Genomic DNA, 24439 nt, shown 5'->3' on the forward strand with positions numbered 1-24439 from the left:
TGCTCCAGCTGCTTGCGCTCATCGCGGCGCTGGCACTCGCCTACCGCCCTCTGGGCGACTACATGGCTCGCATCTATACTCCCGCAGGCCCCGGGTACAATCGCGATCTGAGTGGGTCTCGTACCCACTTCGGCGGCCGGGAGGGTCGTCGCCGGGCAGGCAAAACCTGCCAAACTCCCCGGAGCGATCCAGGGGAGAGTCTCTCGGTTTCATCCGAGAGAGAACTCCAAGCCTCCGACAAGCACCTGCGTGTGGAGCGGTGGATCTACCGGGGCATCGGTGTTGACCCGGACGTCGAGATGCGCTGGCCCGCCTATCTGCGGGCGGTGCTGGCCTTCTCGGCCGCGAGTGTCCTCTTCTTGTACCTGCTGCAGCGGTTCCAGGGCATCCTGCCCGGCTCGCTGGGCTTCGCCTCGATCGACCCGGACCAGGCCTTCAACACCGCCGCGTCCTTCGTGTCGAACACCAACTGGCAGTCGTACTACGGCGAGCAGGCCATGGGCCACGTCGTACAGACCGCCGGACTGGCCGTGCAGAACTTCGTCTCCGCGGCCGTCGGCATCGCGGTGGCGGTCGCGCTCGTACGGGGCTTCGCGCGGTCGCGTACCGGTGAACTGGGCAACTTCTGGGCCGACCTGGTGCGGGGAGTCGTACGCATCCTGCTGCCGATCTCGGTGATCGCCGCGGTCGTGCTCGTGGCGTGCGGCGCCATCCAGAACTTCTCCGGCATCCACGAGGTCGGACAGTTCACTGGTGGTTCGCAGCAGTGGAACGGCGGCGCGGTCGCCTCCCAGGAAGCCATCAAGGAGGTGGGCACCAACGGCGGCGGCTACTTCAACGCCAACTCCGCCCACCCCTTCGAGAACCCCGACCCGTTCTCCAACCTCTTCGAGATCTTCCTGCTCCTGCTGATCCCGTTCTCGCTGACGCGGACCTTCGGCCGGATGGTCGGCTCGCTGAAGCAGGGGTACGCGATCCTCGCCACGATGGCGACCATCTGGCTCGGCTTCATCTGCCTGATGTGGTGGACCGAATTCGCCCACCACGGCCCGGCGTTCGAGATCGCCGGCGGCGCGATGGAGGGCAAGGAGCAGCGCTTCGGCATCGGGGCCTCGTCGATCTTCTCGATCTCCACGACGCTCACCTCGACGGGCGCGGTGGACTCCTTCCACTCGTCCAACACCGGCCTCGGCGGCGGCCTCAACCTGCTGGGCATGCAGCTCGGCGAGATCGCGCCCGGCGGTGTGGGCTCCGGTCTCTACGGCATGCTGATCATGGCGATCATCGCGGTGTTCATCGCGGGGCTGATGGTGGGCCGTACGCCCGAGTACCTGGGCAAGAAGATCGGCACCCGCGAGATCAAGCTGGCGGCCTGCTACATCCTGATCACCCCGACGCTGGTGCTCGTCTTCACCGCCCTCGCGATGGCGCTGCCCACCCCGCCGCACTCGATGCTCAACTCCGGCGCGCACGGATTCTCCGAGATCCTGTACGCCTACACGTCCGGCGCCAACAACAACGGCTCGGCCTTCGCCGGTCTGAACGCCGACACGCAGTGGTTCAACACCACGATCGGGCTCGCGATGCTGCTGGGCCGCTTCCTGCCGATGGTGTTCGTGCTGGCGCTGGCCGGCTCGCTGGCCGAGCAGAAGCCGGTGCCGGCCACCGCGGGCACCCTGCGCACCGAAAAGCCGCTGTTCACCGGGTTGTTGGTGGGCGCGATCCTGATCATCACCGGTCTGACCTACTTCCCGGCGCTGGCGCTGGGCCCGCTCGCCGAGGGGCTGGCGTCATGACCACCCGCATAGAGAAGCAAGAGGACGCCGTGTCCACGACTACTCCCACTCGGGCGCCGCACAGCGACGTGCCCACGGGTCACAAGGATGAAGGCCGTGTCGGCGCGGGCCTGTTCGATCCCAAGCTGCTGCTGAAGTCGCTGCCGGACGCCATCCGCAAGCTCGATCCGCGGGTGATGGTCAAGTCCCCTGTGATGTTCGTGGTGTTGGTCGGGTCGGTGCTGACCACGGTGTTCTCGTTCACGGACCCGGGCGACTGGTTCGGCTGGACGATCAGCGCCTGGCTCTGGCTCACCGTGATCTTCGCGAACCTGGCGGAGGCGGTGGCCGAGGGCCGCGGCAAGGCGCAGGCGGACACCCTGCGCAAGGCCAAGACCGACACCGTCGCCCGGCGGCTCGTGGACGACCGCGAGGAGCATGTGCCCGGCACCGAGCTGCGGATCGGCGACCTGGTGGTGTGCGAGGCGGGCGACGTCATCCCCGGCGACGGTGACGTCGTCGAGGGCGTCGCGTCCGTCGACGAGTCGGCCATCACGGGCGAGTCGGCGCCGGTCATCCGCGAGTCCGGCGGCGACCGCAGCGCCGTCACCGGGGGTACGAAGGTCCTCTCCGACCGCATCGTCATCAAGATCACGACGAAGCCCGGCGAGACCTTCATCGACCGCATGATCAACCTGGTCGAGGGCGCCGCCCGGCAGAAGACACCCAACGAGATCGCGCTGAACATCCTGCTCGCCTCGCTCACGATCATCTTCCTGCTCGCGGTCGCCACGCTGCCGCCGCTCGCGGACTACGCGGGCACCCACCTGACCATGGTCGTGCTGGTGGCCCTGCTGGTCTGCCTGATCCCGACCACGATCGGCGCGCTGCTCTCCGCGATCGGCATCGCGGGTATGGACCGGCTGGTGCAGCGCAACGTCCTGGCCATGTCGGGAAGGGCGGTTGAGGCGGCGGGCGACGTGTCGACCCTCCTCCTCGACAAGACCGGCACCATCACGCTCGGCAACCGGCAGGCCGCCGAGTTCCTGCCGGTCAGCGGCACCCCGGAAGCCGAGGTCGCCGATGCCGCCCAGCTGTCCTCGCTGGCCGACGAGACGCCCGAGGGCCGCTCCATCGTCGTACTGGCGAAGGAGAAGTACGGGCTGCGCGAGCGGCACCAGGGCGAGCTGGTGCAGGCGGAGTGGATCGCCTTCACCGCGCAGACCCGGATGTCGGGCGTGGACGTGGACGGGCGCAAGGTCCGCAAGGGCGCGGCCGGCTCGGTCATCGCCTGGGTCCGGGAACGGGGCGGTGAAGTGTCCGAGGACGCCGACACCCTGGCCAACCGGATCTCCGAGGCGGGCGGCACCCCGCTGCTGGTCGCCGTCGAGGACGACGAGGGCGCCCGCGTCCTCGGCGTCATCCACCTCAAGGACGTCGTCAAGGACGGGATGCGCGAGCGGTTCGAGGAACTCCGCCGAATGGGCATCAAGACCGTCATGATCACGGGCGACAACCCGCTGACCGCCAAGGCGATCGCCGACGAGGCGGGCGTCGACGACTTCCTCGCGGAGGCCACTCCCGAGGACAAGATGGCGCTGATCAAGCGCGAGCAGGCGGGCGGCAAGCTCGTCGCGATGACCGGTGACGGCACCAACGACGCGCCCGCCCTCGCGCAGGCGGACGTCGGCGTCGCGATGAACACGGGCACGTCGGCCGCCAAGGAGGCCGGCAACATGGTCGACCTCGACTCCAACCCGACCAAGCTCATCGAGATCGTCGAGATCGGCAAGCAACTCCTCATCACCCGGGGCGCGTTGACGACCTTCTCGATCGCCAACGACGTGGCGAAGTACTTCGCGATCATCCCCGCGCTGTTCGCGGCGGTCTACCCGGGCCTGGACAAGCTCAACATCATGCAGCTGTCCTCGCCGGACTCCGCGATCCTGTCCGCGGTCGTCTTCAACGCGCTGATCATCATCGCGCTCGTACCGCTCGCCCTGCGCGGTGTGCAGTACCGGCCGATGAACGCCGACAGGATGCTGCGGCGCAACCTCGGGATCTACGGCCTGGGCGGGCTGATCGCCCCGTTCATCGGCATCAAGATCATCGACCTGCTCATCTCCCTCATCCCCGGGCTGTAATTTCTTGAAAGCGTGCTGACCACCATGAACAACTCGGTTACGAACACTGCCCGGTTGCTCGGGGCAGGACTGCGGGCGCTGCTCGTACTGACGCTGGTGTGCGGTGTGCTGTACCCGCTGGCCGTCACCGGCATCGCCCAGGGAATCTTCCCCGGCAAGGCGAACGGCTCGGAGATCAAGGCGGACGGCAAGGTCGTCGGCTCCTCGCTCATCGGCCAGCAGGGCTACAGCCTCGACTACTTCCAGCCGCGGCCCGCCAACGGACTCGGTGAGAACTCGGTCAACACCCAGTACAAGCTGATCCTCTCCGGCGCCACCAACCGCTCCGGTGACAACCCCGAACTCATCAAGTGGGTCAAGGAGGCCAAGGCCAAGGTCGTCAAGGACAACTCGACGGCGGACTACAAGGTGCGGCCCTCCCAGGTCCCCGCCGACGCGGTGACGTCCTCCGGCTCGGGCCTCGACCCGGACATCTCCCCGGCGTACGCGGACCTCCAGGCCCACCGCGTCGCCGAGCGGAACGGGCTGCCCGTCGCCCAGGTCCAGAAGCTCGTCGACGAGCACACCGAGGGCCGCACCCTCGGCTTCATGGGAGAGCCCCGCATCAACGTCCTCGAACTCAACATCGCGCTCAAGGACCTCGCGGCGAAGAGCTGACTCCCGACGGCGTAACTTCGCCCCGGACTCACCTCCCCGAGTCCCCGAGGCCGCTCAGGGCTGCGCCTCGGACTCCAGCGGCCGTGGCTCGGGCAGCGCGGGTGCGTCCGGGCCGCTGCCGGTGAGGCGCATCGCCGCGTAGGCGCCCAGGTAGAGCGCGGCGACGATCAGCAGCAGCGTCTGATAGCCGGTCAGCAGGGCGAGGTACTCCAGGGTGCCGCCGGTGAGGGCGCCGAGCAGGTTGGCGCCGAAAGCGGCCGTGGGGTCGGGGGCGGAGGCCAGCCGGTCGGAGAAGATCAGGTTGGCGCAGAAGATCGGCGCGAAGGCGAGGGCGATCGCCGCGGCGAGCCGTCCGGCGAAGGGCAGCGCGAGGACGGACTCCGCGGGGACCAGCCAGGCGACGGCCAGGGTGGCGAGCAGGACGAGCGTCATGACGGGCTGGTTGAGCCGCCGCATCCGGCGGCGCACTTCGACACCGGCCAGCACGGCGAGCAGTACGCCGATGAAGACGAGCGCGTTGACCAGCCAGGTGGTGCCGAAATAGAGGGCGAAGCCGATGACGCTCTTGGTCTCCAGCAGCATGAACGCGGCGCCGAGCAGGAACATGTCGGTGTAGCGGACGGTGCGCCGGACGCGGACCCCGGTGAGGCGCACGGACAGCACGGTGACCAGCAGGATGCCCCCGAGTGCGCCCAGGTAGAGGCTGGGGATGGTGGGCTGCAGCAGATAGGGGAAGGGGTGGTCGTCGGTCGCGGGCTCCGGGACGGGGCCACTGGCCTGCCAGGTCTTCTCGCAGGACTGGTCGGCGGTGGTCCGGCCGGCCACGAACACGGCTTGCCGGCCGCCGTAATCGGTAATGCAGGGGGCGTGTCCGAACACCGTGGTGAGATCACCGGCGAACCGGTCGATCAGCCAGTCCTTGCGATAGTAGTTGTACATCGTGAACGCGCCGTGCGGGGCCAGGTGTTCGTGCGCGGCCTCGAATGCCTCCCGGGTGAACAGATAGCTTTCCAGCCGGAGATTGCTCGCACCGGAGACGAGTGTCAGTGAGTCCGGCAGCGCGAGGACGATCAAGTCGTAGCGGGCATCGGTCCGTTCGAGAAAAGCGCGGCCGTCGTCGATATATGTGTGCACCCTGGGGTCGTCGTACGGCTTTTCGGGATGTAGCCGCGCGCCGGTCTCCCGCAGTTCCGGGTCGATTTCGACGGCGTCCACGCGCCGCGCCCCGTGGGCCAGCGCGACGGCGACGTCGTTGCCGTTGCCCGCGCCGATGACGAGGACCCTGCGATAGGGGTTGTCCGGCGTCTCGCGGTACGGCCGGCCGTACGGCGAGTCCGGCCTCATCAGGACGCTGAGCGGCGCGATGCTCTGGTGCGGGACGCCGTTGGCGGAGATCTTGTAGTCGCGAGTGCTGCTGCCTGCCGGGGGCCGCTTGACCTCGATCTTGTAGTACGGCGACCAGGAGACGCCCTGCGCCGCCGATTCGAAGGCCAGGACCGCCACCATCGCGGTGAGCGGTACGGCGTAGCGCATGCTGTCGCGTCGTCCGCCGAGCACGAGCATGGCCAGTCCGGCGATGACTCCCCAGGCGACCGAGGGGGCGCTCAGCCAGGACAGCAGGGCGAACGCCACGGACCCGGTGAGGGCGCCGAGGAGGTCGTACCGGTACGCCTCCAGGGACGGCAGCTGCCGGAACAGGTCCGCGGTGATCTTGCCGATCGCCGCCATGACGACCGCGGCCAGCAGGAACAGGACCGGGAGGGTGACCCATTCCGGTAGTCCTGTGGTTTTCACGGCGGTGAAGTAGATGACCTCACCGCTGGTCTGTTGCACCTGGACCGGGAATTCCCGTACCAGGACGACGAGGACGGCCAGTGGGACGGGCGCCCAGCGTTTCAGCCACTGCCCTCGGTGGGCCGGAATGAGGAATCCAAGACCGATACCGAGGAACGAGCCGAGGAGAATGAAGTTCGAGAAGTAACTCAGATGGACGATGTTGGCGCCCGTCCAGCGGATCAGGGCCAATTCGACGAACAGCATGGTCGCGCTGGCCAACAGCAGCTTTCCGCGGATTTCCCAGACACCGGCACCAGCGCGATATTCCATGTCCCGAAAGGTGCCACTTTCGCCGCGACGAGTCGAGTACCCGCGTATCCGGCCCGGTGGCCTTCGTCCATGCCGACCGGCCGGACGAACACACCCGGCCGACGCCACACGACCACCTCCAGGATCAGCTCCTGGAGACAGCCTGCTGACCGCCGGGCGGCCCGTCGATCACCTGGCCGACGATGCGGCCGAGCCGCCGGCGGGGGCAGTCCTGCGAACGCGGCTGCGGACCTCCCTGACCCTGGGCGCCTAGGCTCAAGCAGGTGATTGAGACCATCGTTCTCGACGTCGGCGAAACCGTCACCCGCGATGACCGCTACTGGGGTTCGTGGGCCGACTGGCTCGGTGTCCCGCGGCACACGCTCTCGGCCCTCGTCGGCGCAGTCGTCGCCCAGGGCCGTGACAACGCCGACGCCGTACGCATCGCCCGCCCGGGCATTGACCTCGCCGCCGCGGCACAGGCACGTGAAGCGGTCGGCCGCGGCGAGTATCTCGACGAGACGGACCTGTACGACGACGTACGGCCGGCCCTCGCGGGCCTGCGCGAACTCGGCGTTCGCGTCATCATCGCCGGGAACCAGACGGCACGCGTGGGTGAGCTGCTACGAGGCCTCGACCTGCCCGCCGACCTGATCGTGACCTCCGGCGAATGGGGCGTCGCCAAGCCGCAGCCCGAGTTCTTCGCCCGGGTCCTGGAAGTCGCCCGCGCCGAACCCGGGGCAACCGTGTACGTCGGCGACCACCCGGCCAACGACTTGTGGCCGGCCAAGACCGCCGGCCTCCGCGCTGCCCACATCCGCCGTGGCCCATGGGGGCACCTGTGGGCCGACGATCCGGATGTCGCAGCAGCAGCGGACTGGACAATCGACAGCCTCGTTCAACTGACGGCGATCGTCGCTGACTGACTGCCCATGAGATCGGCCCCGACTGCCAATTTGTGTGCCGGAGCCGCGACTCACTGACCCCGACGCCTTGGTGCGCTCCTACTGGTGCGTTCCGCGCAGCTTGTCGAAGGTGTCACCGGCTCCCCGCCCCCACCGAACACCCCCGCGGGATACGCAGATCCGCCGCCCCCGCTCGCGCCCTCGGTGGAGGACCGGGCGTGGGGCGGGACGGAGCGCAGATCGCCCGCGGTGTGCGACGCCGCCTCGGGAGCCGTTGCCGCGGCGGCAGGCGCCTCGGCAGCCGTCGGCTTGCGGAGCAGCAGCAGCGCCGCGTCGTCGTGCAGGTGGCCGCCCACGTGGGCGAGCAGTTCGTGGTGGAGCGCGGTGAGGGTGCGGGCCGGGTTGTCGGTCAGGTGCCGTTCCAGGCCTTTGGCCAGCGGGTAGAAATCGCGGTTGTGGTCTCGGGCTTCCGTGACGCCGTCTGTGTAGAGCAGGAGTTGGTCCCCGTCCGTGAAGGGGAGGACCTGGAGGGTGGGGGCCTCGCCGGTGAGGGCTCGCAGGCCGAGGGGTGGGGTCGGGTGCGTGGGCTCCACCGGGACGACTTCGGAGTCGCGTACCAACAGGGGAGGCGCATGGCCGCAGTTGACCACCTCCAGGCGTCCCTCCCGGGGGTAACCGGCGACGACGGCGGTGACGAAGTCGTCGGCGCCGAGGTTGCGGGCCAGGCTCCGTTCGATCCTGTCGACGACGGCGAGGAGATCGGGTTCGTCGTAGGCGGCCTCGCGGAAGATGCCGACCACGAGGGCGGCGGTTCCCACGGCCGGCAGGCCCTTGCCCCGTACATCGCCGACGAGCAGGCGTACTCCGTACGGCGTGGGCACCAGCGCGTAGAGGTCGCCGCCGATACGGGCCTCCGCCGCCGCGGCGCTGTAGCGGACGGCCGTCTGGAACGGGCCGACCGTCGCCGGCACCGGCTTGAGCAGCGCGTGCTGGGCGGCCTCCGCCACCGAGCGGACGGCCGCGAGCACCTTCTCGCGGCGCCCGCGCAGCGCGCTGGCCAGAGCGCTCGCCAAGGTGACGGCCACCAGGGCGGCCAGGACGACCACCAGCTCATGGCACGGCACACCGTCACGGATGCCGAGTGCGGTGCCAAGACCCGCTGCGAGGAACCCGACGCCCAGGACCCCGCGCGGCCCGCAGGTGGTGGCGGCCAGCGCGGGCCCGGCGGCCAGCAGCGGCAGCCACATCATCCCCGAACCGCCGAGGAGATCGACGAACACGATGACGGTGACGATCAGTATGGGCAGTACGGCCGTACTCGCGGCCACGTGCGCGGCGGCGCGTAGCCGGGCCTTCGCCCCGGTACTGGCCACTCGGTTCCTGAACGGCCGTATCGGCCAGTGGTCGCCACCGTGGTGTCGGGCCTGAGTCATGTGGTGTCCGCAGTCCTCTCACTGTCGCGGGGCACGCCCCTGATATGTCCGTATTTATTCAGGAAACGGGTTCGACAGGGGTCGCCGCAAGGAGCGGAATTTCAGATGATGAGCAAGGGGCCCCGGCCAGGTCCCCGGTCACTTGGTGAGCGAAAGGCCCCTGGTCACACGACTCGCGGTCGGGATCAGCCGGGCCCGGATCTCCTCGAGCCGGGAGAGCCGGTCCTTCGGCAGCGAGACGCCGAGTGAGCCGAGCGTGTTCCCGCTGTAGACGGGCACCGCGACACAGACCGTGCCGAGGGCGTACTCCTCCAGGTCCGTGACGGCCGGGGCCACGGGCGAGGAGTCGACGCGCCGGAGCAGTTCCGGAGGGCTGGTGATGGTACGGGGCGTGAGGTCGGACAAGGTGTGCCGGGACAGGTACTCCTTGCGGGACTCGTCGTCCAGCTCGCGGAGCACCGACTTGCCCAGCGCGGTGGCGTGCCCGGCGTCCTCGAAGCCCACCCAGAGGTCGACCCGGGGAGCCCGGGGACCGTCGACGATCTCGGCGACCCGGATCTCGCCGTCCTCGTAGAACGTGAGGTAGGCGGCGGTCGAGAACTCGTCTCGCAGCGCCGCGAGCGCCGGACGGACCCGGCTGAGCAGCGCCTGACCGCGGCCCGCGGTGTGCAGCGTCTGCAACTTGTCGCCCAGAATGAAGCCGCCGTCGTCCAGCTTCCGTACGTATCCGTCGTGCACCAGCGTCCGCAGCAGGTGGTACGCGGTGGCCAGCGGCAGCCCCGTCTCCCGCGCCAACTGCTTGGCCGGCGCCCCGTTCTCGTGCGCGCTCACCGCCTCGAGCAGCCGGAAGGCCCGCTGCACGGAACCGATGAGCGTAGGGCCGCCGCTTCTGGCCATACGACTAGCGTGCGCCCGGCACACGACACGGGCAACACTCACGCCCCGTAAGGGGCGCGGGGAACTGCGCGACCAGCCACGACGCACCCGCAGCCGCGACACGCAGTGTCACCCCCACCCCCTGGCGGGGGGCCTGGGGGCGCAGCCCCCAGTTACGGGAAGGGGCGGGCCTGGGGAAAGAAACCCCAAGCCCGCCCACCCGCGGCACCTACAGAGGAGCCACCACGTCCTCGGTCTCCTTGCTGCGGGCACGCTCCCGCACGAACGAGATCGCGATCACGATCGCAGCCACAAGCACCGAAAGCAGCACCTGGCTCCGCCCGCCGCCCTCCTTCTCGTCCGTGAGCATGTACAGCAGCACGAACGAGATCATCCCGATCGTCGCCCACGTCAGATACGGGAACAGCCACATCCGTACGACGAGCTTCTCGGGGCTCTCGCGCAGGATGATTCCCCGCATCTTCAGCTGCGAGAAGCAGATGACCAGCCATACGAAGAGCGCGACCGCACCGGAGGAGTTCAGCAGGAACTGGAAGACCGTGTCCGGCCACAGGTAGTTGAAGCCGACCGCCACGAAGCCGAAGGCCACGGAGGCCAGGATCGCGGGCTGCGGGACACCTCGCGTGTTGGTCTTGAAGAAGGACCGCGGAGCGTCACCGCGCTGGCCGAGGGAGAAGGCCATCCGGGAGGCGGTGTAGAGGCCGGAGTTGAGACAGGACAGCACGGCGGTCAGCACGATGAAGTTCATGATCTGGCCGGCGTGCGGGATGCCGATCGCGTCGAGGGCGGCGACGTACGAGCCCTTCTCGGCGATCGACGGGTCGTTCCACGGCAGCAGGGCGACCACGACGAGGATCGAGCCGACGTAGAAGACACCGACCCGCCAGATCACGCTCCGGGTGGCCTTGGCGACCTGCCGCTGCGCGTCCGGGGATTCGGCGGCGGCGAGGGTGACGATCTCGCTGCCCATGAAGGAGAAGACGACCAGCAGGATGCCGGTGAGGATCGCGCCTGGCCCCTCCGGCAGGAAGCCGCCGTGCGCGGTGAGGTTGCTGAATCCCGTGTCGGCGTCGGAGCCGGGCAGTATGCCGAAGATGGCCAGCCCGCCGAGCACGATGAAGCCCGAGATGGCGACGACCTTGATGCCCGCGAACCAGAACTCGAACTCGCCGAACGAGCCCACCGAGACCAGGTTCGTGGCGGTCAGCACCACCATCACGATCAGTGCCCAGGCCCACTGCGGGACGGCCGGCACCCAGCTCTCCAGGATCACCGCACCCGCGGTCGCCTCGACCGCGAGCACGACGACCCAGAAGAACCAGTACAGCCAGCCGATCGAGAACCCGGCCCAGCGGCCGAGCGCCCGGTCCGCGTAGGCGGAGAACGAACCGGAGGACGGGTTGGCCGCGGCCATCTCGCCGAGCATGCGCATCACGAGGACGACGAGGGCGCCGACCAGGGCGTACGACAGGAGAATGCCGGGTCCGGCGGCGGCGATACCGGAGGCGGAGCCCACGAAGAGCCCGGCGCCGATCACGCCGCCGATGGCGATCATGGACAGATGGCGGTTCTTGAGACCGGCCTTCAGACCGTCCTGCTCCGGAGGCTGACCACCGGTGGGTGGAGCGGTGTCAGAGGCCAGAGATTCTGGGGGACGTGTAGTCATGTCGACATCCATTGAGTGGTTGGGAGGAGTGCCGGAACGCTCCGCTGGGGATGCGGTTCGAAGCTGCGGGTTCGTTGTGGCTGGTCGCGCAGTTCCCCGCGCCCCTTACGGGGCGCGGGACGAGCGGGCAGGACTGCGCACGTGGGGCATGCGCAGGAAAGAACGGTCAGGGCACTGACGATTCCCGTAAGCGTTCACGGTGCGGTTCGCGGTTTCCGGATGCGTGCTGGTGAGGTGGTTGTCACCAGCACGTCCGCGATTCGCTCCGTCTCCTCGTGGGAGGTGGGCCGCATCACTTGCGGAAATGGATTTGCGCAAGCGTATGGGGGGTCATGGGGCTACGTGTTTGTGAACGCTGAACAAAATCGTCCTTGATGGCTGTACGAACGGCCAATGCGGAACCGGGGTCAGTGATGCGGAAACCGGCGTCAGCCGGCCGGCGGCAGCCTCAACTGGAGCATGGCCAGCAGCCGTTGATCAGGGCGGCTGAGATCGAGACCGGTCAGCTCCTCGGCCCGGCGCAGGCGGTAGCGCAGCGTGTTGGGGTGCACATGGAGCTGGGCGGCGGCAGCCCGTACATCACCGAAGGAGTTCAGGTACGTCAGAAGCGTCTCGGCGAGGCGGCCCTGATGCCGGCTGTCGTGCTCGACCAGGGCGGTCAGCCGTGGATCGCGTATCTCGGGGTGGGCGGACAGCAGCGTCAGTATCTCGCTGACCAGCACCTCCGCCTGGATGTCGGGCAGCGCGGCGACCGCGGCGGACACCCCGGCGCTCACCATGGCCTCGAGGATGCGGTCCGCTTCCCGGCGTGACTCGGGTACGGCCCCGAGCCCCGGCACCAGGCAGCCGACCGAGCCGCGCAACGGCAGCCCCAGGTGGCGGCGCGCCGCGTCGGTGATCTCCTGGGCCCAGCCGCGCAGGGTGTCCGTGTCGATGCTGCGGGGCAGTTGCGGCAGGAGCACGTAGATACGGGAGTCGACCTGGGTGACCAGCGCGCTGCGGTGCCGGGCGGCGATGTGTACTGAGACCAGGTTGGTGACCTCGGTGTGGGCCAGCTCCGGTGCACCGATGGCGTCCCCGGCCTCGTACGCCTCCGTGGTCCCGTACGAGAAGCCCAGCACGGCGGCTGGGCGGGCGGCGTCGAAACCCAGGTGGGTGGCCAGCGGCTGCGGTCCGGTGCTGCCGTCCATGAGTCCGGCGAGCAGGGTCCGGACGAGCGTCACGTCGTCCGAGAGCTCCCGGCGGCGGCGTACGAGATGCAGCGCGGCGACGCGGGCGGCGCCCAGCAGCGCCTGGCGCGAGCGTTCGGACAGCGGAGTCGAGCTCTCCTGCACCCAGATGGTGCCCAGCTGCCGGTCACCGGAGCGGATGGCCACCGCGAGCCGACGGCGGATGCCCAGCTCGGGGTGGCTGTCTATGGCGATCACCTCGTCGCTGGAGTGCAGATGCTGGAACACGCCCCACTCGCGCAGCTTCGCCAGATAGCCCTCCGGTCCCTGCCAGCCGAGGATGGAACGTCGCCGCAGATCGTCGGCCTCGTCGGAATCGGTGGTACGGGAGTACGCCAGAACCCGGTTCGCGGCGTCCTCGATGCTGACGATGCCGCTGGTCAGGATGGCGGTGGTCTGGGCGAGCGAGAACAGGTCGCCCTCCTCGGCGCTCGCGCCGGGGTCGTCCGGCGGGGCCTCGTCCAGGGCGGTGCGGGCCAGTGCGCTCACCTGCTCCCAGCGGGCGTCGCTGCGCAGCGAGAGCAGGGCGATGCCGGCCTCGGCGGCGGTTTCGCTGAGCGCCGTGGCCTGGCCGGCCGTGGCCTGGCCGGGGGCGCCCAGCTTGACCACGACGGCGGTGGCGCCGTCGCGGCCGGCGGCCCGCAGCGCGGGGAGCGCGGCCCTTCCCCGGGAGCCGATCGCGAGGACCAGGTCGCCCGGCTGGGCGGTCGGTGGGTCCTCGGGGTCGAGGAGGGCGACGCCGCGGATCTCTACGTCCAGGCCTGCGGGGGCGGCCTGGACCTCCAGCATCGAGTCGCCCAGCGCCATCACCAACTGGCGCAGGGTGATGCTGGTTGCCGGGTCCATTGGTTGTTCGCCTCTTCTGGGTTCGTTGTCGGGTGCGGGTTGAGTGTGGCTGGTCGCTCCCCCACTCTCGAATTCGCTCGAGCGGGGGGACCCCCATCGCGGCGGAGCCGCACATTGATACAGCCCCGCGCCCCTGAAGGGGCGCTCCCGGAGCCGCCGGCCATCATGCTCACCAGCCACCGCGCACCTGCACTCTCCCACCGGCGGGAGGGGTCGTGGGCCGGTGCGTCGTATGCCCGTCGCTTAGCTCCGGTCTCGGAGAACCCGCACCGTGTACCAGGCCAGGGCCGTATGCCCGCCCTGCGACGGGCTGCTGTCCGCAGAATCCGCCGCCGTCATACGGGCCACCCTTCCCGTGGTGGCCGAGTCGCTCGACGAGATCACCACCCGCTTCTACGGCGCGATGTTCCGCGACCGGCCCGAACTGCTCGACGGCATGTTCAACCGGGGCAACCAGGCCAGCGGGGCCCAGCGCCGTGCCCTGGCCGGTTCCATCGCGGGCTTCGCGAGCGCTCTGCTCGCCGACCCGGAGGCCCGGCCCGACGCGCTGCTGGCCCGGATCGCTCACAAGCACGCCGCGGTCGGGGTCACCGAGGACCAGTACGTGATCGTGCACAAGTACCTGTTCGGCGCGATCGCCGAGGTGCTGGGCGACGCGGTCACCCCGGAGGTGGCCGCCGCCTGGGACGAGGTGTACTGGCTGATGGCCGGGGCCCTCATCGCCCGCGAGGCGCTGCTGTACCAGGAGGCGGGCGTGCGGCCGGGCGAGATCTGGCGGCAGTGGACGGTGGTCGAACGGCGCGAGGAGACGGCGGACGTGGCCTCGTTCCTGCTTCGCCCCGCGGACGGCGAGCCGGCTCCCCGGGCCCGCGCGGGCCAGTACGTCAGCGTGCGGGTGCGTATGCCGGACGGAGTGCGTCAGTTGCGCCAGTACAGTCTGTCCTCCGACCCGGGCGGTGACCTGCGCCGTATCACCGTGAAGCGGGTCGCGGGCGCCGAGGACGCCCCGGACGGTGAGGTCTCCACGCTCCTGCACCGGCGGATACAGCCCGGCGACGAACTCACCCTCTCCGCGCCGTTCGGTGACGTGGTGCTCGACGAGGACGACACCCCGGTCGTCCTGGTCTCGGCCGGCATCGGCTGCACCCCGATGGTGGGCATGCTCGACCGGCTCGTCGCGACCGGCTCCGACCGGCCCGTACTGGTCCTGCACGCCGACCGCTCCCCGGCCGAGCACGCGCTGCGGAGGGAGACACGGACGCTGGCCGCCCGACTGCCGCGGGCGAGCACCCGCTTCTGGTACGAGCAGTCCGGGCCGGGCAACACGGCGCCCGGTGACCGTTTCGGCCTCATGGACCTCGCCGGGGTCGACGTTCCGGCCGACGCCACGGTCTACCTGTGCGGTCCGCTGCCGTTCATGCGCTCCGTACGCACTCAGCTCCTGCGCGCCGGAGTCTCCGCCCGCAACATCCGTTACGAGGTCTTCGGCCCGGACCTGTGGCTGCCCGGCACCGTGGATGCGGCCGACGACACGGCGGACGCGGCCTGAGCCCGGCGGGGTCTCAGAGGCGGATGACGACCAGGGCCGTGTCGTCGGTGCTGCCGGTGGACGGGAGCAGGTCCGCCAGGAGGGCGTCGGCCAAGGGCTCGGGCTCGGACTTCCGATGGCGGGTCAGGGAGTCGGCGAGGCGGGCCAGGCCGGTGTAGATGTCCTCCTGGCGGCGTTCGACCAGTCCGTCGGTGTACAGAGCGAGCGTGGCGCCCTCGGTGAAGGGCGTACTGGCCTGGGGGCGGCGAACGTGCTCGGGACGCGCGCCGAGCGGCGGGTCGGTCGCCTGGTCGAGGAAGGTCACGGTGCCGTCGGGGTGGAGCAGGGCGGGCGGTGGGTGGCCGGCGCTGCTGTAGGTGATGGTGTGGCTGTCCCAGTCGATGAAGGTCTTCACCACGGTGGTCGACTCGGCCCCGTCGACGGAGAGGGCGTACAGCCCGAGGGCCTCCAGGGCCTGCGCCGGGCCTTGGGCGACACGGGCGGTCGCGCTCAGCGCGCTGCGCAGCTGTCCCATGACGCAGGCGGCCTCGAGGCCGTGGCCGACGACATCGCCGACGGCGACCGTGATGCGGTCGCCGGGCAACTCGACCAGGTCGTACCAGTCGCCGCACACGTTCAGGGCGCCGATGGCGGGCCGGTAGCGCACGGCCGCTCGGTGGTGTCCGAGTGGGCTGGGGGCGGGCAGCATCGCCGCCTGCAGGGTCAGGGCGACCTCGCGTTCGCGGGTGTGGGCCTGGCGCAGACGTTCATTGACTTCTTGCAGTTCACGGGCGCGGGTGTAGAGCTCGGCCTCAAGCACGCGGGCCTGTCTGTCGCCGCCCGAGCCGCCGCCGCGGGCGCGGATGAGTTCGGTGACCTCCTCCACCCGGTGCACGATCAGCGCCACGTGCCCGTCGGGGCCGAAGACGGGTGCGTTGACCGGGCTCCAGTAGTGCTCCTGCCAGTGGCCCGGCCGCTCGGCATCCTCGATGTCGTAGCGGATCAGCGCCATGGTGTCGCGCTCGCCGGTGGCCACCACGCGGAGCATCGACTCCCGGGTCTCCCGCATGCCGGCGGCGGCCGGGTCGTTGGGGTTCTCGGGGAAGACGTCGAAGATGTAGCGGCCCAGCAGCTGGTCGCGGGTGCGCCCGGCCAGCCGCAGGAAGTCGTCGTTGGCGTCGGCGTACACCAGGTCGGGGGTGAGCAGCGCCACCATGCCGGGGAGGGCCCGAAAGACCGCCGCGTAGTCGATCTGCGGTTTCCTCATGTGCTGACCGCCTCGGCGCCGACCGTTCAGTGAGCTTCCACGATAGAAGCGAACTGTGCGGGCGGCCCGGTCACGGCGTCGGACGGTTCCGGCCCACGGCTTCGTACACGGTTGTGCCCCTGTGTCGTACCTGCGAAGTACGGACCGGGTCGCGTGTACGGCGACTTCAGCAGGCCACTGCCAGCACCGGCACGACGACGGCAGGGGCCCTGCACGGGGAGTCTGAGGCGCTGTCCGAGGCCGGATGCACCGGCCGGCATGGGGAGGCAACCTCAGATGCGAACCCGTACCCAACTCACCCTGGCGGCAGCCATCTCGTGCGCCGGGCTCCTCGCCGCCGTCTGTATCGGCCGAGGCGGCGACGACGGCGCCCCGTCGTCCGCCCTCGCGCCCCCGAAAGGGCCGTACGTCGCGCTCGGCGACTCCTACACGGCCGGCCCGAAGATCCCCGGCCAGCACGCGAAGCCCGCGGGCTGCGACCGCTCGGACCGGAACTATCCGGCACTGGTCGCCGCCGAACTCGGCCTGGCGGCGGCCGAGTTCCGCGACATGAGCTGCAGCGGGGCAACCATGGCCGACCTGTTCGCGCCGCAGTCCACGGACCACGGAACCAACCCGGCACAGCTGTCGGCCCTCTCCACCTCGACCCGGCTCGTCACTCTCGGCATCGGCGGCAACGACATCGGCTTCAGCTCACTGATCACAAGCTGCGTCACGTCCGGCGTCCTGTACCAGCTGGAGAACCGGATAGGGGACGCCGCGGCGAACGAAGCCACATGCCGGGAGCGGCACAGCTCCGCCGGCAGCGACGAGGCCGAGGTGAAGATCAAGGCGGCGGGCGGGCGGCTGTCCGACGTGCTGGGCGACATCAAGCGCCGGGCGCCCGAGGCCCGTACGTACGTCGTCGGATATCCCGCGATCCTGCCCGACAAGGGCGCCGACTGTGAGCGGGCGATGGGGCTGGCGCCGGGCGATGTGGGCTTCCTGCGGCAGAAGGAGCAGCAGCTCAACGCCATGCTGCGGGATGCGGCGGAGGCCGCCGGGGCCGTGTACGTCGACACGTACGCGCCCTCCGCCGGCCACTACGCCTGCGCGGACCCCGGCGAGCGCTGGGTCGAGCCGTTGATGCCGTCGGCCCCGGCGGCGCCCGTACACCCCAACGAGCGCGGTGAGCGCGGGATGGCACAGGCCGTGCTCCGCACGGCCGGGGTCTCGGACTGACTGACGCGGGGCCGCCGTACCGCCCGCCACAGGCGCAGGAGGACGACGGCCGGACGCGTACTGCGGATTCAGCGGATTCAGCGGATTCTTGCGAGGAACCCCGGGCGTTCACGCCCGGGAAGAACCGCATCCTCGCACGAGCGGTGCGGCGGGAGAGCCGGACAGGCGGGCAGGCGGGAGTTTCCTGTGTTCGAATGCGAGGCCCGGGGGTGGCCGGGTAGCGTCCCGGTTGTGAAGCTGGTGGTGCAGGTGAAGCTGCTGCCGACGCCCGTGCAGGCGGCGGCACTTGAGGCGACCCTGCGCGCCTGCAACGAGGCGGCGACCTGGGCCAGCCGCCTTGCCTTCGAAAAGGATGTGAAGAACAACTTCGCGCTGCGCAAGCTCGCCTACGGCGAGGTGAAGACCCGGTGGCGGCTGGGCGCGCAGGCCGCCCAGCATGTGATCAAGAAGACGTGCGACGCGTACGCCACGCTGAGGGCGAATCTGAAGGCCGGGAACCTGGGCCGGCCCGGCTCCAGGCGCTACCGGCGGGCGACCGAGAAGCCGATCGCCTTCCGCCCTCACGGCGCGCAGCCCTACGACGACCGGATGCTGTCCTGGCAGATCGCCGAGCGGCGGGTGTCGATCTGGACGGTGTCCGGGCGGGTCAAGGACGTGGCGTTCACCGCCTCGCCCGAGCAGCTGCCCACCCTGGCCCTGTACCGCCAGGGCGAGTCCGACCTGCTGGAGCGGGACGGCCTGTGGTTCCTGAACGCCACCTGCGAGGTCCCCGAGGCCGAGCCGAACACCGAGCCGGTGGACTTCCTCGGCATCGACCTGGGCATCGTGAACATCGCCACCACGAGTGACGGCGAGATCCTGGCCGGGCGGGAGCTCAACCGGATCCGGGCCCGGGAGCGTGGTCTGCGGGCCAAGCTGCAGAAGAAGAACACCCCGTCCGCCAAGCGCCGGCTGAAGAAGCGGCGGCGCAAGGAGGCCAGGCGGGCGAAGGACATCAACCACAAGATCGCGAAACATGTGGTGGCCGAGGCTGGGGGTACCTCCCACGCCCTTAAGGCAGTGGGGGAGCACCGGTCGCGGGATCGCCCTGGAAGACCTGGGCGGGATCCGCGAACGGGTACGGCTTCGCAAGCCCCAACGGGCCACCCTGCACAGCTGGGGCTTCGCCCAGCTGGGAGAGTTCATCGCGTACAAGGCCCGCAAGGCCGGGGTACCGGTGGTGCACGTCGATCCGGCGTACACCTCCCGCACCTGCGCCGAATGCGGCCACATCGACAGGGCGAACCGGGTCTCCCAGGCCTGGTTCGCGTGCCGGTCCTGCGGATTCGTTGATCACGCGGACCGATGGGGGCACCTCCCGCTCGAGCGAAGCCGAGAGGGGGGGAGGCTCCCGTCAACATCCGCGCACGCGCGCGGGAGTTGTGGCGACGCGGGGCCCCGTCAACGGCCCCTGACCCGCCCCCGAAACGTCGGGGTGGGGCTGGACGCAAACGACGCATCACCGCCAGTGATGCCCGTTGTGCAAGCCCGGTGCTTTCAGCGCCGGGTAGTTGACTAGCGGCAGTCGCAGTAACCGCACGACGACGAAGCAGGCCCTGTCGGGACAGCGCCTCTGATCAACTTAGGCATGCCATGTCAGACGTGGTGTCTGGCGCGGGATTTTCCCACCGTGGATGGATGGATGGATGGATGGATGGATGGGTGGCGTGGACGTGGTGGTGGAATTCCGCGCCCAGGACTGCTCCGTGTGGCCGGTGTCGGCTGGTGGTGGGTGTCCGGCGTCGCCTGGGCGCCGGACGTGCGATGGAGCGCCGGGTGGGTCCGGTCTTGGACCGGTCCCACCCGGCAAGTCTTGGGCACGGTGGGGGTGATGACCGCGCCCGCTTCGAGCGTGTCGATCACCGAGCGGATCGCCATGGCACCTGTGGTGCGGTCGGTGACGGTCCTGGCCTGGTGAGTGAGGCCGCGGGCGGCGATACGTTTCCAGGCACCCTGGTCGCGGTCGCCCTGCCAGCCGCAGGAGCCGCACAGGGCCCACTTCCAACCGGGGGTGGTGGGCCGGTCGGAGGCCTTGCGGTGCCGCAACACCTCCAGGCAGTGCGGGCAGTGTCTGGAGGTGTTGCGCGCCGGGACGGTGACCACAACGACCTCACCCCGCGCGAACGGGAGGTCACCGCCCTCGCCGCCGAAGGCAAGTCCAACGACGAGATCGCGGAGAAACTCGTCCTGAGCGTGCTGACCGTCCGCTCCCACATCCAGCGCGCCCTGACCAAACTCGGCGCCCGCGACCGCGCCCAACTCGTCGTCATCGCCTACCAGACCGGGCTGGTACGACCCGAATCATCCAGGTTCTGACGCGAGTTGAGGGTCTGACGGACAAGGGCTCGGGGACCGGTCCCGAGCACGACGGCTTAGGGTGCCCGTCGGCCCGAACCGAACACCCCGACCGTGAGGAACCCTCATGTCCAGCACCCGGACCCTCGTACTGGCGGGCATCACCGCGACAGTCTCGACCGCCGCGCTCACGCTGTCCGCGCAGGCCGCCACCCCGCCCTCGTACAAGCCGGTGGCAGCCCAGTGCACGTACCCGGCGGAGGTCCTCGACCTGACGAACTGGAAGCTGACCCTGCCCACCGGCGAGGACGAGGACCCCACCGAGATCACCCAGCCCGAGCTGGCGACCTTCTCCGCCGCCCCCTGGTTCCGGGTCGACGACACCTGTGACGGGGTCCTGTTCCGGGCCGCCGTCAACGGTGTGACGACCGGAGGGTCCAGCTACCCCCGCTCCGAGCTGCGGGAGATGACCGCGGGCGGCGAGGACGAGGCCGAGTGGTCCACCACGGAGGGCAAGCACACGCTCGTGGTCACCGAGGCGTTCATGGCACGGCCCAAGGAGAAGCCTCAGGTGGTCGGCGCGCAGGTGCACGGCGGGGACGACGACGTCACGGTCTTCCGTCTCGACGGCAAGAAGCTCTACATCACCGACGGCGACGACAGCCGCCACCACCTCGTCACCGACGACTACGAACTGGGCACCGAGTTCGAGGCCAAGTTCGTGGCGCAGGACGGGGAGATCGACGTGTACTACAACGGCGAGCTGGAGACCACGATCGAGCACGACGGCGACACCAACTACTTCAAGGCAGGCGCCTACACCCAGGCCAACTGCGACAACTCCGACCCGTGCGCCAAGGGGAACTACGGCGAGGTCCGCATCTCCGCCATCAAGGTCACCCACTCCTGACGGGCGGACAAGGCGGTTGGTCGGTCTTGCCGTCGCTCAGGCTGTCTTCTCCGGGGCGATCTCCTCGATCAGGCCCTCGATGAGCTTCTTGATCTCGTCACGGATGGGCCGTACTGCCTCGACGCCCTGGCCCGCCGGGTCCTCGAGCTCCCAGTCCAGGTACCGCTTGCCGGGGAAGACCGGGCAGGTGTCGCCGCAGCCCATGGTGATGCAGACGTCCGACTCCTTGACCGCGTCCACGGTGAGCATCTTGGGGACCTCGGCGGAGATGTCGATGCCGACCTCGCGCATGGCCTCGACGGCGGCCGGATTGACGCCCGCGCCAGGGTTGGAACCGGCGGAGCGGACCTCGACACGGTCCCCGGCCAGGTGGGTCAGCCATGCGGCGGCCATCTGGGAGCGGCCGGCGTTGTGGACACAGACGAAGAGCACGGAGGGCTTGTCGGACATCAGCAGGTCTCTCTTGTCTCACGTCGGCATCAGGCACGTAGGGCATCAGCACCCAGTGGTGTCAGTCACCACTGATGTGACAGTATCAGTCCATGATGACGTCAGTCGACACTGACCTGATCCGGGTGCTGGCCGACCCGCTCAGGCTCCGGATCGTGACCCTGCTCGCCAAAGAGATGCTGTGCACCACCCACCTCGTGGAGGAGACCGGTGCCCGGCAGACCAATCTCTCCAACCACCTGAGAGTGCTGCGCGAGGCCGGAGTCGTCGAGACGGAGCCCTGCGGCCGGTTCACCTACTACCGGCTCAAGCCCGACGTCATCGCCCTGCTCGCCGGTCAGTTCGCCGACCTGGCCGAGTCCGCGCGCACCGCCGCCGAGAACAAGAGGGCCTGCCCGTGACCCCCGCCGAAGCCGCCCTGACCGCGGAGGTCGCGATGCCCGCTGCCGAACCCGAACCCGGCTCCGTCGCGCCCGCGCCGGGTGCCACCCCGCCGCGTAACCCCTTGGTCGCCCGGGCCGCCGCCGAACTCGTAGGCACGGCACTGCTGGTGGCGATCGTGGTCGGCTCCGGCATCCAGGCCACGGACCTGACCGAGGACGTCGGCCTGCAACTGCTGGCCAACTCCACGGCCACCGTCTTCGGCCTCGGCATCCTGATCCTCCTGCTCGGCCCGGTCTCCGGCGCCCACTTCAACCCGGTGGTCACGCTGGCCGAGTGGTGGACGGCCAGGCGCGGCGGCGCCGGTGTCACGCTGCGCGAGGCGGCCGTGTACGTACCCGCGCAGATCGTCGGCGCGATCGCGGGCGCGATCCTGGCGGACGCGATGTTCGGCGAGCCGCTGGTGAAGTGGTCCACGCACGACCGCTCGGCGGGCCACCTGCTACTCGGCGAGGTCGTCGCCACCGCCGGCCTGATCCTGCTGATCTTCGGTCTGGCCCGCGCCGACCAGCTGCGGTGCGCGCCCGTGGCCGTCGCCTCCTACATCGGCGCGGCCTACTGGTTCACCTCGTCGACGTCCTTCGCCAACCCCGCGGTGACGATCGGCCGCGCCTTCACCGACACCTTCGCGGGCATCGCGCCCGGCTCGGTCGCGGGGTTCATCGGCATGCAGGTCGTCGGCGGCGTGGTCGGACTGGCACTGGTGGCCCTGATCTTCATGCCCGGACGATCGGCCGACTGAGGTCCGGGAAGTCTGGGCGGGGGTCAGGCCGCGGGGGCGGCCGCGGTCAGCATCTGCCCCATCGCGGCCATCACCGACGGCTCCACCCGGTAGTACACCCAGGTGCCACGGCGCTCGGAGGAGAGCAGTCCGGCCTCCTTGAGCTTCTTCAGGTGGTGGGACACGGTCGGCTGGGAGACGCCGACGTCGGAGATGTCGCATACGCATGCCTCGCCGCCCTCATGCGAGGCGACCAGGGAGAACAGGCGCAGGCGGACCGGGTCGCCGAGCGCCTTGAACATCGCGGCGGTCCGCTCGGCCTCCTCGGCCGTCAGCGGCCGCTCGGTGAGCGGCGGGCAGCATGGCACGACACCCTCGGCGACCTCGGGTTCCAGCAGCGGCAGCGCCTTGATGTTCGACATACGTCTATGTTGACACACGTCGAACTCTTATTTAGATGAATGTCTATGTTGACGCTTGTCGAAGCAGGTGTCATGGTGAAGACGTAAGAGATTGACAGATGTCGAAATAAGGGGAATCCCGTGGCTGCGTCCACCAACAGCGCGCTCAGCACCGACCAGCTGCCCGTCGTGGTCATCGGCGCCGGACCCATCGGCCTGGCCGCCGCCGCCCACCTCGTCGAGCGCGGCATCGAACCCCTTGTCCTGGAAGCCGGCCCCACCGCGGGCAGTGCCGTACGGGAGTGGTCGCATGTACGGCTGTTCTCCACCTGGGGCGAGGTCGTCGACCCGGCAGCCGAGAAGCTGCTCGCCCCGACCGGCTGGGTCCGCCCCGACGCCTCGGCCTACCCGACCGGCGGCGACTGGGCCGAGCGCTACCTCCAGCCCCTTGCCGACATCCTGGGCGACAAGGTCCGTTACGGCGCCACGGTGACCGGCGTCGCCCGAGCCGGCCGGGACCGGATCGTCGACGCGGGCCGCGACGAGCAGCCGTACACGGTGCACGTCCGGTTCGCCGACGGCGCCGAGGAGCGGCTCACCGCCCGCGCCGTCATCGACGCCTCCGGCACCTGGTCCACCCCGAGCCCTGTCGGCGCGAACGGCCTGCCCGCCCTCGGCGAGAAGGCGGCCGCCGACCACATCTCGTACCGAGTGCCGGACCTCAACGACCCATCCGTACGCGCCCGTTATGCGGGCAAGCGCACAGCCGTCGTCGGTTCCGGTGCCTCCGCCTTCACCGCCCTCGCCCTCCTCGCCGACCTGGCCGGGGAGGAGGAAGGGACGCACGCGGTGTGGATCCTGCGACGGGGCATCAGCGCGAGTACGTACGGTGGCGGCGAGGCCGACGAACTCCCCGCTCGCGGCGCCCTCGGCCTGCGCGCCAAGGCGGCGGTCGAGGCCGGCCACGCGAGCGCGGTCACGGGATTCCGTACGCAGGCCGTGGAGCGGGCGGACGACCGGCTCGTCCTTGTCGCCGAGGATGGCCGCCGTCTCGACCCGGTCGACGAGGTGATCGTCCTGACCGGCTTCCGCCCGGACCTCTCCTTCCTCTCCGAGATCCGCCTCGGCCTCGACGAACGCCTCCAGGCCCCGACCGCGCTCGCCCCGCTGATCGACCCGAACGTCCACTCCTGCGGCACGGTCTACCCGCACGGCGTGCGCGAGCTCTCCCACCCGGACCAGGGCGTCTACCTGGTCGGGATGAAGTCGTACGGCCGCGCCCCCACGTTCCTCGCGATGACCGGCTTCGAGCAGGTCCGTTCCATCGCGGCGTCCATCGCCGGCGACCAGGAGGCCGCCGAGCGCGTCGAACTCACCCTCCCCGAGACCGGAGTGTGCGGCGGCGCGGGCCTCTTCGACGAGCCGGAGAACGCCGAGCAGTCCGGTGGCGGCTGCTGCGCGCCGGCTCCTACCACCCTCCAGATCGGCCTCGGCGCCCCGACCACCACCGCAACCGGCGGCTGCTGAAC

Annotated in this window: 18 protein-coding genes and 3 pseudogenes; 12 read left to right on the forward strand and 9 right to left on the reverse strand. The window is 69.9% G+C overall.

Annotated elements, in window-relative coordinates; all coding sequences use genetic code 11:
- Positions 1-233: 233 nt before the first annotated feature.
- The 3 genes and pseudogenes from kdpA to OP79_RS12185 all read left to right on the forward strand — a co-directional run.
- Positions 234-1796: pseudogene (kdpA, locus tag OP79_RS12175) on the forward strand (potassium-transporting ATPase subunit KdpA); the annotation flags it as partial.
- Positions 1793-3919, forward strand: coding sequence for a potassium-transporting ATPase subunit KdpB (gene kdpB, locus OP79_RS12180; RefSeq protein WP_211270774.1), 2127 nt, complete (start codon positions 1793-1795; stop codon positions 3917-3919). The pseudogene kdpA and the gene kdpB, both read left to right, overlap by 4 nt.
- Positions 3920-3943: 24 nt before the next feature.
- Positions 3944-4576, forward strand: a complete 633-nt coding sequence (locus OP79_RS12185) for a potassium-transporting ATPase subunit C (protein WP_033320157.1) — start codon at positions 3944-3946, stop codon at positions 4574-4576.
- 54 nt (positions 4577-4630) lie between these two features.
- Here OP79_RS12185 and OP79_RS12190 read toward each other — a convergent pair whose 3' ends face one another.
- Positions 4631-6682 (reverse strand): spermine/spermidine synthase domain-containing protein, encoded by a 2052-nt coding sequence (locus tag OP79_RS12190; RefSeq protein WP_051744585.1) that lies wholly within the window; start codon positions 6680-6682, stop codon positions 4631-4633.
- Positions 6683-6945: 263 nt separating this feature from the next.
- On the opposite strand from OP79_RS12190, the gene OP79_RS12195 reads away from it, so the two are divergent.
- Entirely contained in the window at positions 6946-7587 is a 642-nt protein-coding gene (locus OP79_RS12195) for an HAD family hydrolase (protein WP_033320110.1), read from the forward strand.
- 50 nt (positions 7588-7637) lie between these two features.
- Here OP79_RS12195 and OP79_RS12200 read toward each other — a convergent pair whose 3' ends face one another.
- The 4 genes from OP79_RS12200 to OP79_RS12215 form a co-directional block, all read right to left on the reverse strand.
- A complete protein-coding gene (locus tag OP79_RS12200; protein WP_425428563.1) occupies positions 7638-8999 on the reverse strand; it encodes a PP2C family protein-serine/threonine phosphatase in 1362 nt (453 codons plus the stop codon).
- A gap of 138 nt (positions 9000-9137) precedes the next feature.
- Entirely contained in the window at positions 9138-9896 is a 759-nt protein-coding gene (locus tag OP79_RS12205) for an IclR family transcriptional regulator (protein WP_033320111.1), read from the reverse strand.
- A gap of 208 nt (positions 9897-10104) precedes the next feature.
- Complete coding sequence (locus tag OP79_RS12210) at positions 10105-11562, reverse strand: amino acid permease (RefSeq protein ID WP_033320160.1); 1458 nt, start codon at positions 11560-11562, stop codon at positions 10105-10107.
- Positions 11563-11990: 428 nt separating this feature from the next.
- Positions 11991-13637, reverse strand: coding sequence for a PucR family transcriptional regulator (locus tag OP79_RS12215; protein ID WP_033320112.1), 1647 nt, complete (start codon positions 13635-13637; stop codon positions 11991-11993).
- A 310-nt stretch (positions 13638-13947) separates the two neighbouring features.
- Between OP79_RS12215 and OP79_RS12220 the strand changes: the two genes are divergently transcribed.
- Positions 13948-15186 (forward strand): globin domain-containing protein, encoded by a 1239-nt coding sequence (locus OP79_RS12220; protein ID WP_051744593.1) that lies wholly within the window; start codon positions 13948-13950, stop codon positions 15184-15186.
- Between the two features lie 13 nt (positions 15187-15199).
- On the opposite strand, the gene OP79_RS12225 is transcribed toward OP79_RS12220, so the two are convergent.
- Positions 15200-16432, reverse strand: a complete 1233-nt coding sequence (locus OP79_RS12225) for a PP2C family protein-serine/threonine phosphatase (protein WP_033320113.1) — start codon at positions 16430-16432, stop codon at positions 15200-15202.
- Between the two features lie 276 nt (positions 16433-16708).
- Between OP79_RS12225 and OP79_RS12230 the strand changes: the two genes are divergently transcribed.
- Positions 16709-17653 (forward strand): SGNH/GDSL hydrolase family protein, encoded by a 945-nt coding sequence (locus OP79_RS12230; RefSeq protein ID WP_033320114.1) that lies wholly within the window; start codon positions 16709-16711, stop codon positions 17651-17653.
- Between the two features lie 231 nt (positions 17654-17884).
- A pseudogene (locus tag OP79_RS49685) lies at positions 17885-19207 on the forward strand (RNA-guided endonuclease InsQ/TnpB family protein).
- A gap of 81 nt (positions 19208-19288) precedes the next feature.
- On the opposite strand, the gene OP79_RS58495 reads toward OP79_RS49685, so the two are convergent.
- Positions 19289-19795, reverse strand: coding sequence for a zinc ribbon domain-containing protein (locus OP79_RS58495; RefSeq protein ID WP_425428564.1), 507 nt, complete (start codon positions 19793-19795; stop codon positions 19289-19291).
- A gap of 3 nt (positions 19796-19798) precedes the next feature.
- Here OP79_RS58495 and OP79_RS12245 point away from each other — a divergent pair.
- Together OP79_RS12245 and OP79_RS12250 are read left to right on the forward strand one after the other, a co-directional pair.
- Positions 19799-20008 (forward strand): annotated as a pseudogene (locus OP79_RS12245) (response regulator transcription factor); the annotation flags it as partial.
- A 106-nt stretch (positions 20009-20114) separates the two neighbouring features.
- Positions 20115-20897, forward strand: coding sequence for a polysaccharide lyase family 7 protein (locus OP79_RS12250; RefSeq protein ID WP_033320117.1), 783 nt, complete (start codon positions 20115-20117; stop codon positions 20895-20897).
- A 36-nt stretch (positions 20898-20933) separates the two neighbouring features.
- On the opposite strand, the gene OP79_RS12255 is transcribed toward OP79_RS12250, so the two are convergent.
- Positions 20934-21347, reverse strand: a complete 414-nt coding sequence (locus tag OP79_RS12255) for an arsenate reductase ArsC (RefSeq protein WP_033320118.1) — start codon at positions 21345-21347, stop codon at positions 20934-20936.
- 92 nt (positions 21348-21439) lie between these two features.
- Here OP79_RS12255 and OP79_RS12260 point away from each other — a divergent pair, with 92 nt between their 5' ends.
- Positions 21440-21748 carry an ArsR/SmtB family transcription factor gene (locus OP79_RS12260; protein ID WP_033320119.1) on the forward strand — a complete coding sequence of 103 codons (309 nt, stop codon included), beginning with the start codon at positions 21440-21442 and terminating at the stop codon, positions 21746-21748.
- Positions 21749-21783: 35 nt separating this feature from the next.
- Entirely contained in the window at positions 21784-22530 is a 747-nt protein-coding gene (locus OP79_RS12265) for an aquaporin (protein ID WP_051744594.1), read from the forward strand.
- Positions 22531-22553: 23 nt separating this feature from the next.
- Here the strand turns inward: OP79_RS12265 and OP79_RS12270 are convergent, their stop codons facing one another.
- Positions 22554-22931, reverse strand: coding sequence for an ArsR/SmtB family transcription factor (locus OP79_RS12270; RefSeq protein WP_033320121.1), 378 nt, complete (start codon positions 22929-22931; stop codon positions 22554-22556).
- 120 nt (positions 22932-23051) lie between these two features.
- Between OP79_RS12270 and OP79_RS12275 the strand changes: the two genes are divergently transcribed.
- On the forward strand, positions 23052-24437 hold the full coding sequence (locus OP79_RS12275; RefSeq protein WP_051744586.1) for an NAD(P)-binding domain-containing protein: 1386 nt from the start codon (positions 23052-23054) through the stop codon (positions 24435-24437).
- The last annotated feature ends 2 nt before the right edge of the window (positions 24438-24439 follow it).

Source organism: Streptomyces yerevanensis, from assembly GCF_000716805.1.
Classification (GTDB): Bacteria; Actinomycetota; Actinomycetes; order Streptomycetales; family Streptomycetaceae; genus Streptomyces; species Streptomyces flaveus.

What these genes read in the sequence shown, in the direction of transcription:
- OP79_RS12225 (WP_033320113.1), bottom strand. Translation starts at nt 16,432, where the DNA reads ATGAGGAAACCGCAGATCGACTACGCGGCGGTCTTTCGGGCCCTCCCC.
- OP79_RS12215 (WP_033320112.1), bottom strand. Translation starts at nt 13,637, where the DNA reads ATGGACCCGGCAACCAGCATCACCCTGCGCCAGTTGGTGATGGCGCTG.
- OP79_RS12270 (WP_033320121.1), bottom strand. Translation starts at nt 22,931, where the DNA reads ATGTCGAACATCAAGGCGCTGCCGCTGCTGGAACCCGAGGTCGCCGAG.
- OP79_RS12255 (WP_033320118.1), bottom strand. Translation starts at nt 21,347, where the DNA reads ATGTCCGACAAGCCCTCCGTGCTCTTCGTCTGTGTCCACAACGCCGGC.
- OP79_RS12210 (WP_033320160.1), bottom strand. Translation starts at nt 11,562, where the DNA reads ATGACTACACGTCCCCCAGAATCTCTGGCCTCTGACACCGCTCCACCC.
- OP79_RS12230 (WP_033320114.1), top strand. Translation starts at nt 16,709, where the DNA reads ATGCGAACCCGTACCCAACTCACCCTGGCGGCAGCCATCTCGTGCGCC.
- OP79_RS12200 (WP_425428563.1), bottom strand. Translation starts at nt 8,999, where the DNA reads ATGACTCAGGCCCGACACCACGGTGGCGACCACTGGCCGATACGGCCG.
- OP79_RS12185 (WP_033320157.1), top strand. Translation starts at nt 3,944, where the DNA reads ATGAACAACTCGGTTACGAACACTGCCCGGTTGCTCGGGGCAGGACTG.
- kdpB (WP_211270774.1), top strand. Translation starts at nt 1,793, where the DNA reads ATGACCACCCGCATAGAGAAGCAAGAGGACGCCGTGTCCACGACTACT.
- OP79_RS12190 (WP_051744585.1), bottom strand. Translation starts at nt 6,682, where the DNA reads ATGGAATATCGCGCTGGTGCCGGTGTCTGGGAAATCCGCGGAAAGCTG.
- OP79_RS12205 (WP_033320111.1), bottom strand. Translation starts at nt 9,896, where the DNA reads ATGGCCAGAAGCGGCGGCCCTACGCTCATCGGTTCCGTGCAGCGGGCC.
- OP79_RS12260 (WP_033320119.1), top strand. Translation starts at nt 21,440, where the DNA reads ATGATGACGTCAGTCGACACTGACCTGATCCGGGTGCTGGCCGACCCG.
- OP79_RS12265 (WP_051744594.1), top strand. Translation starts at nt 21,784, where the DNA reads ATGCCCGCTGCCGAACCCGAACCCGGCTCCGTCGCGCCCGCGCCGGGT.
- OP79_RS12250 (WP_033320117.1), top strand. Translation starts at nt 20,115, where the DNA reads ATGTCCAGCACCCGGACCCTCGTACTGGCGGGCATCACCGCGACAGTC.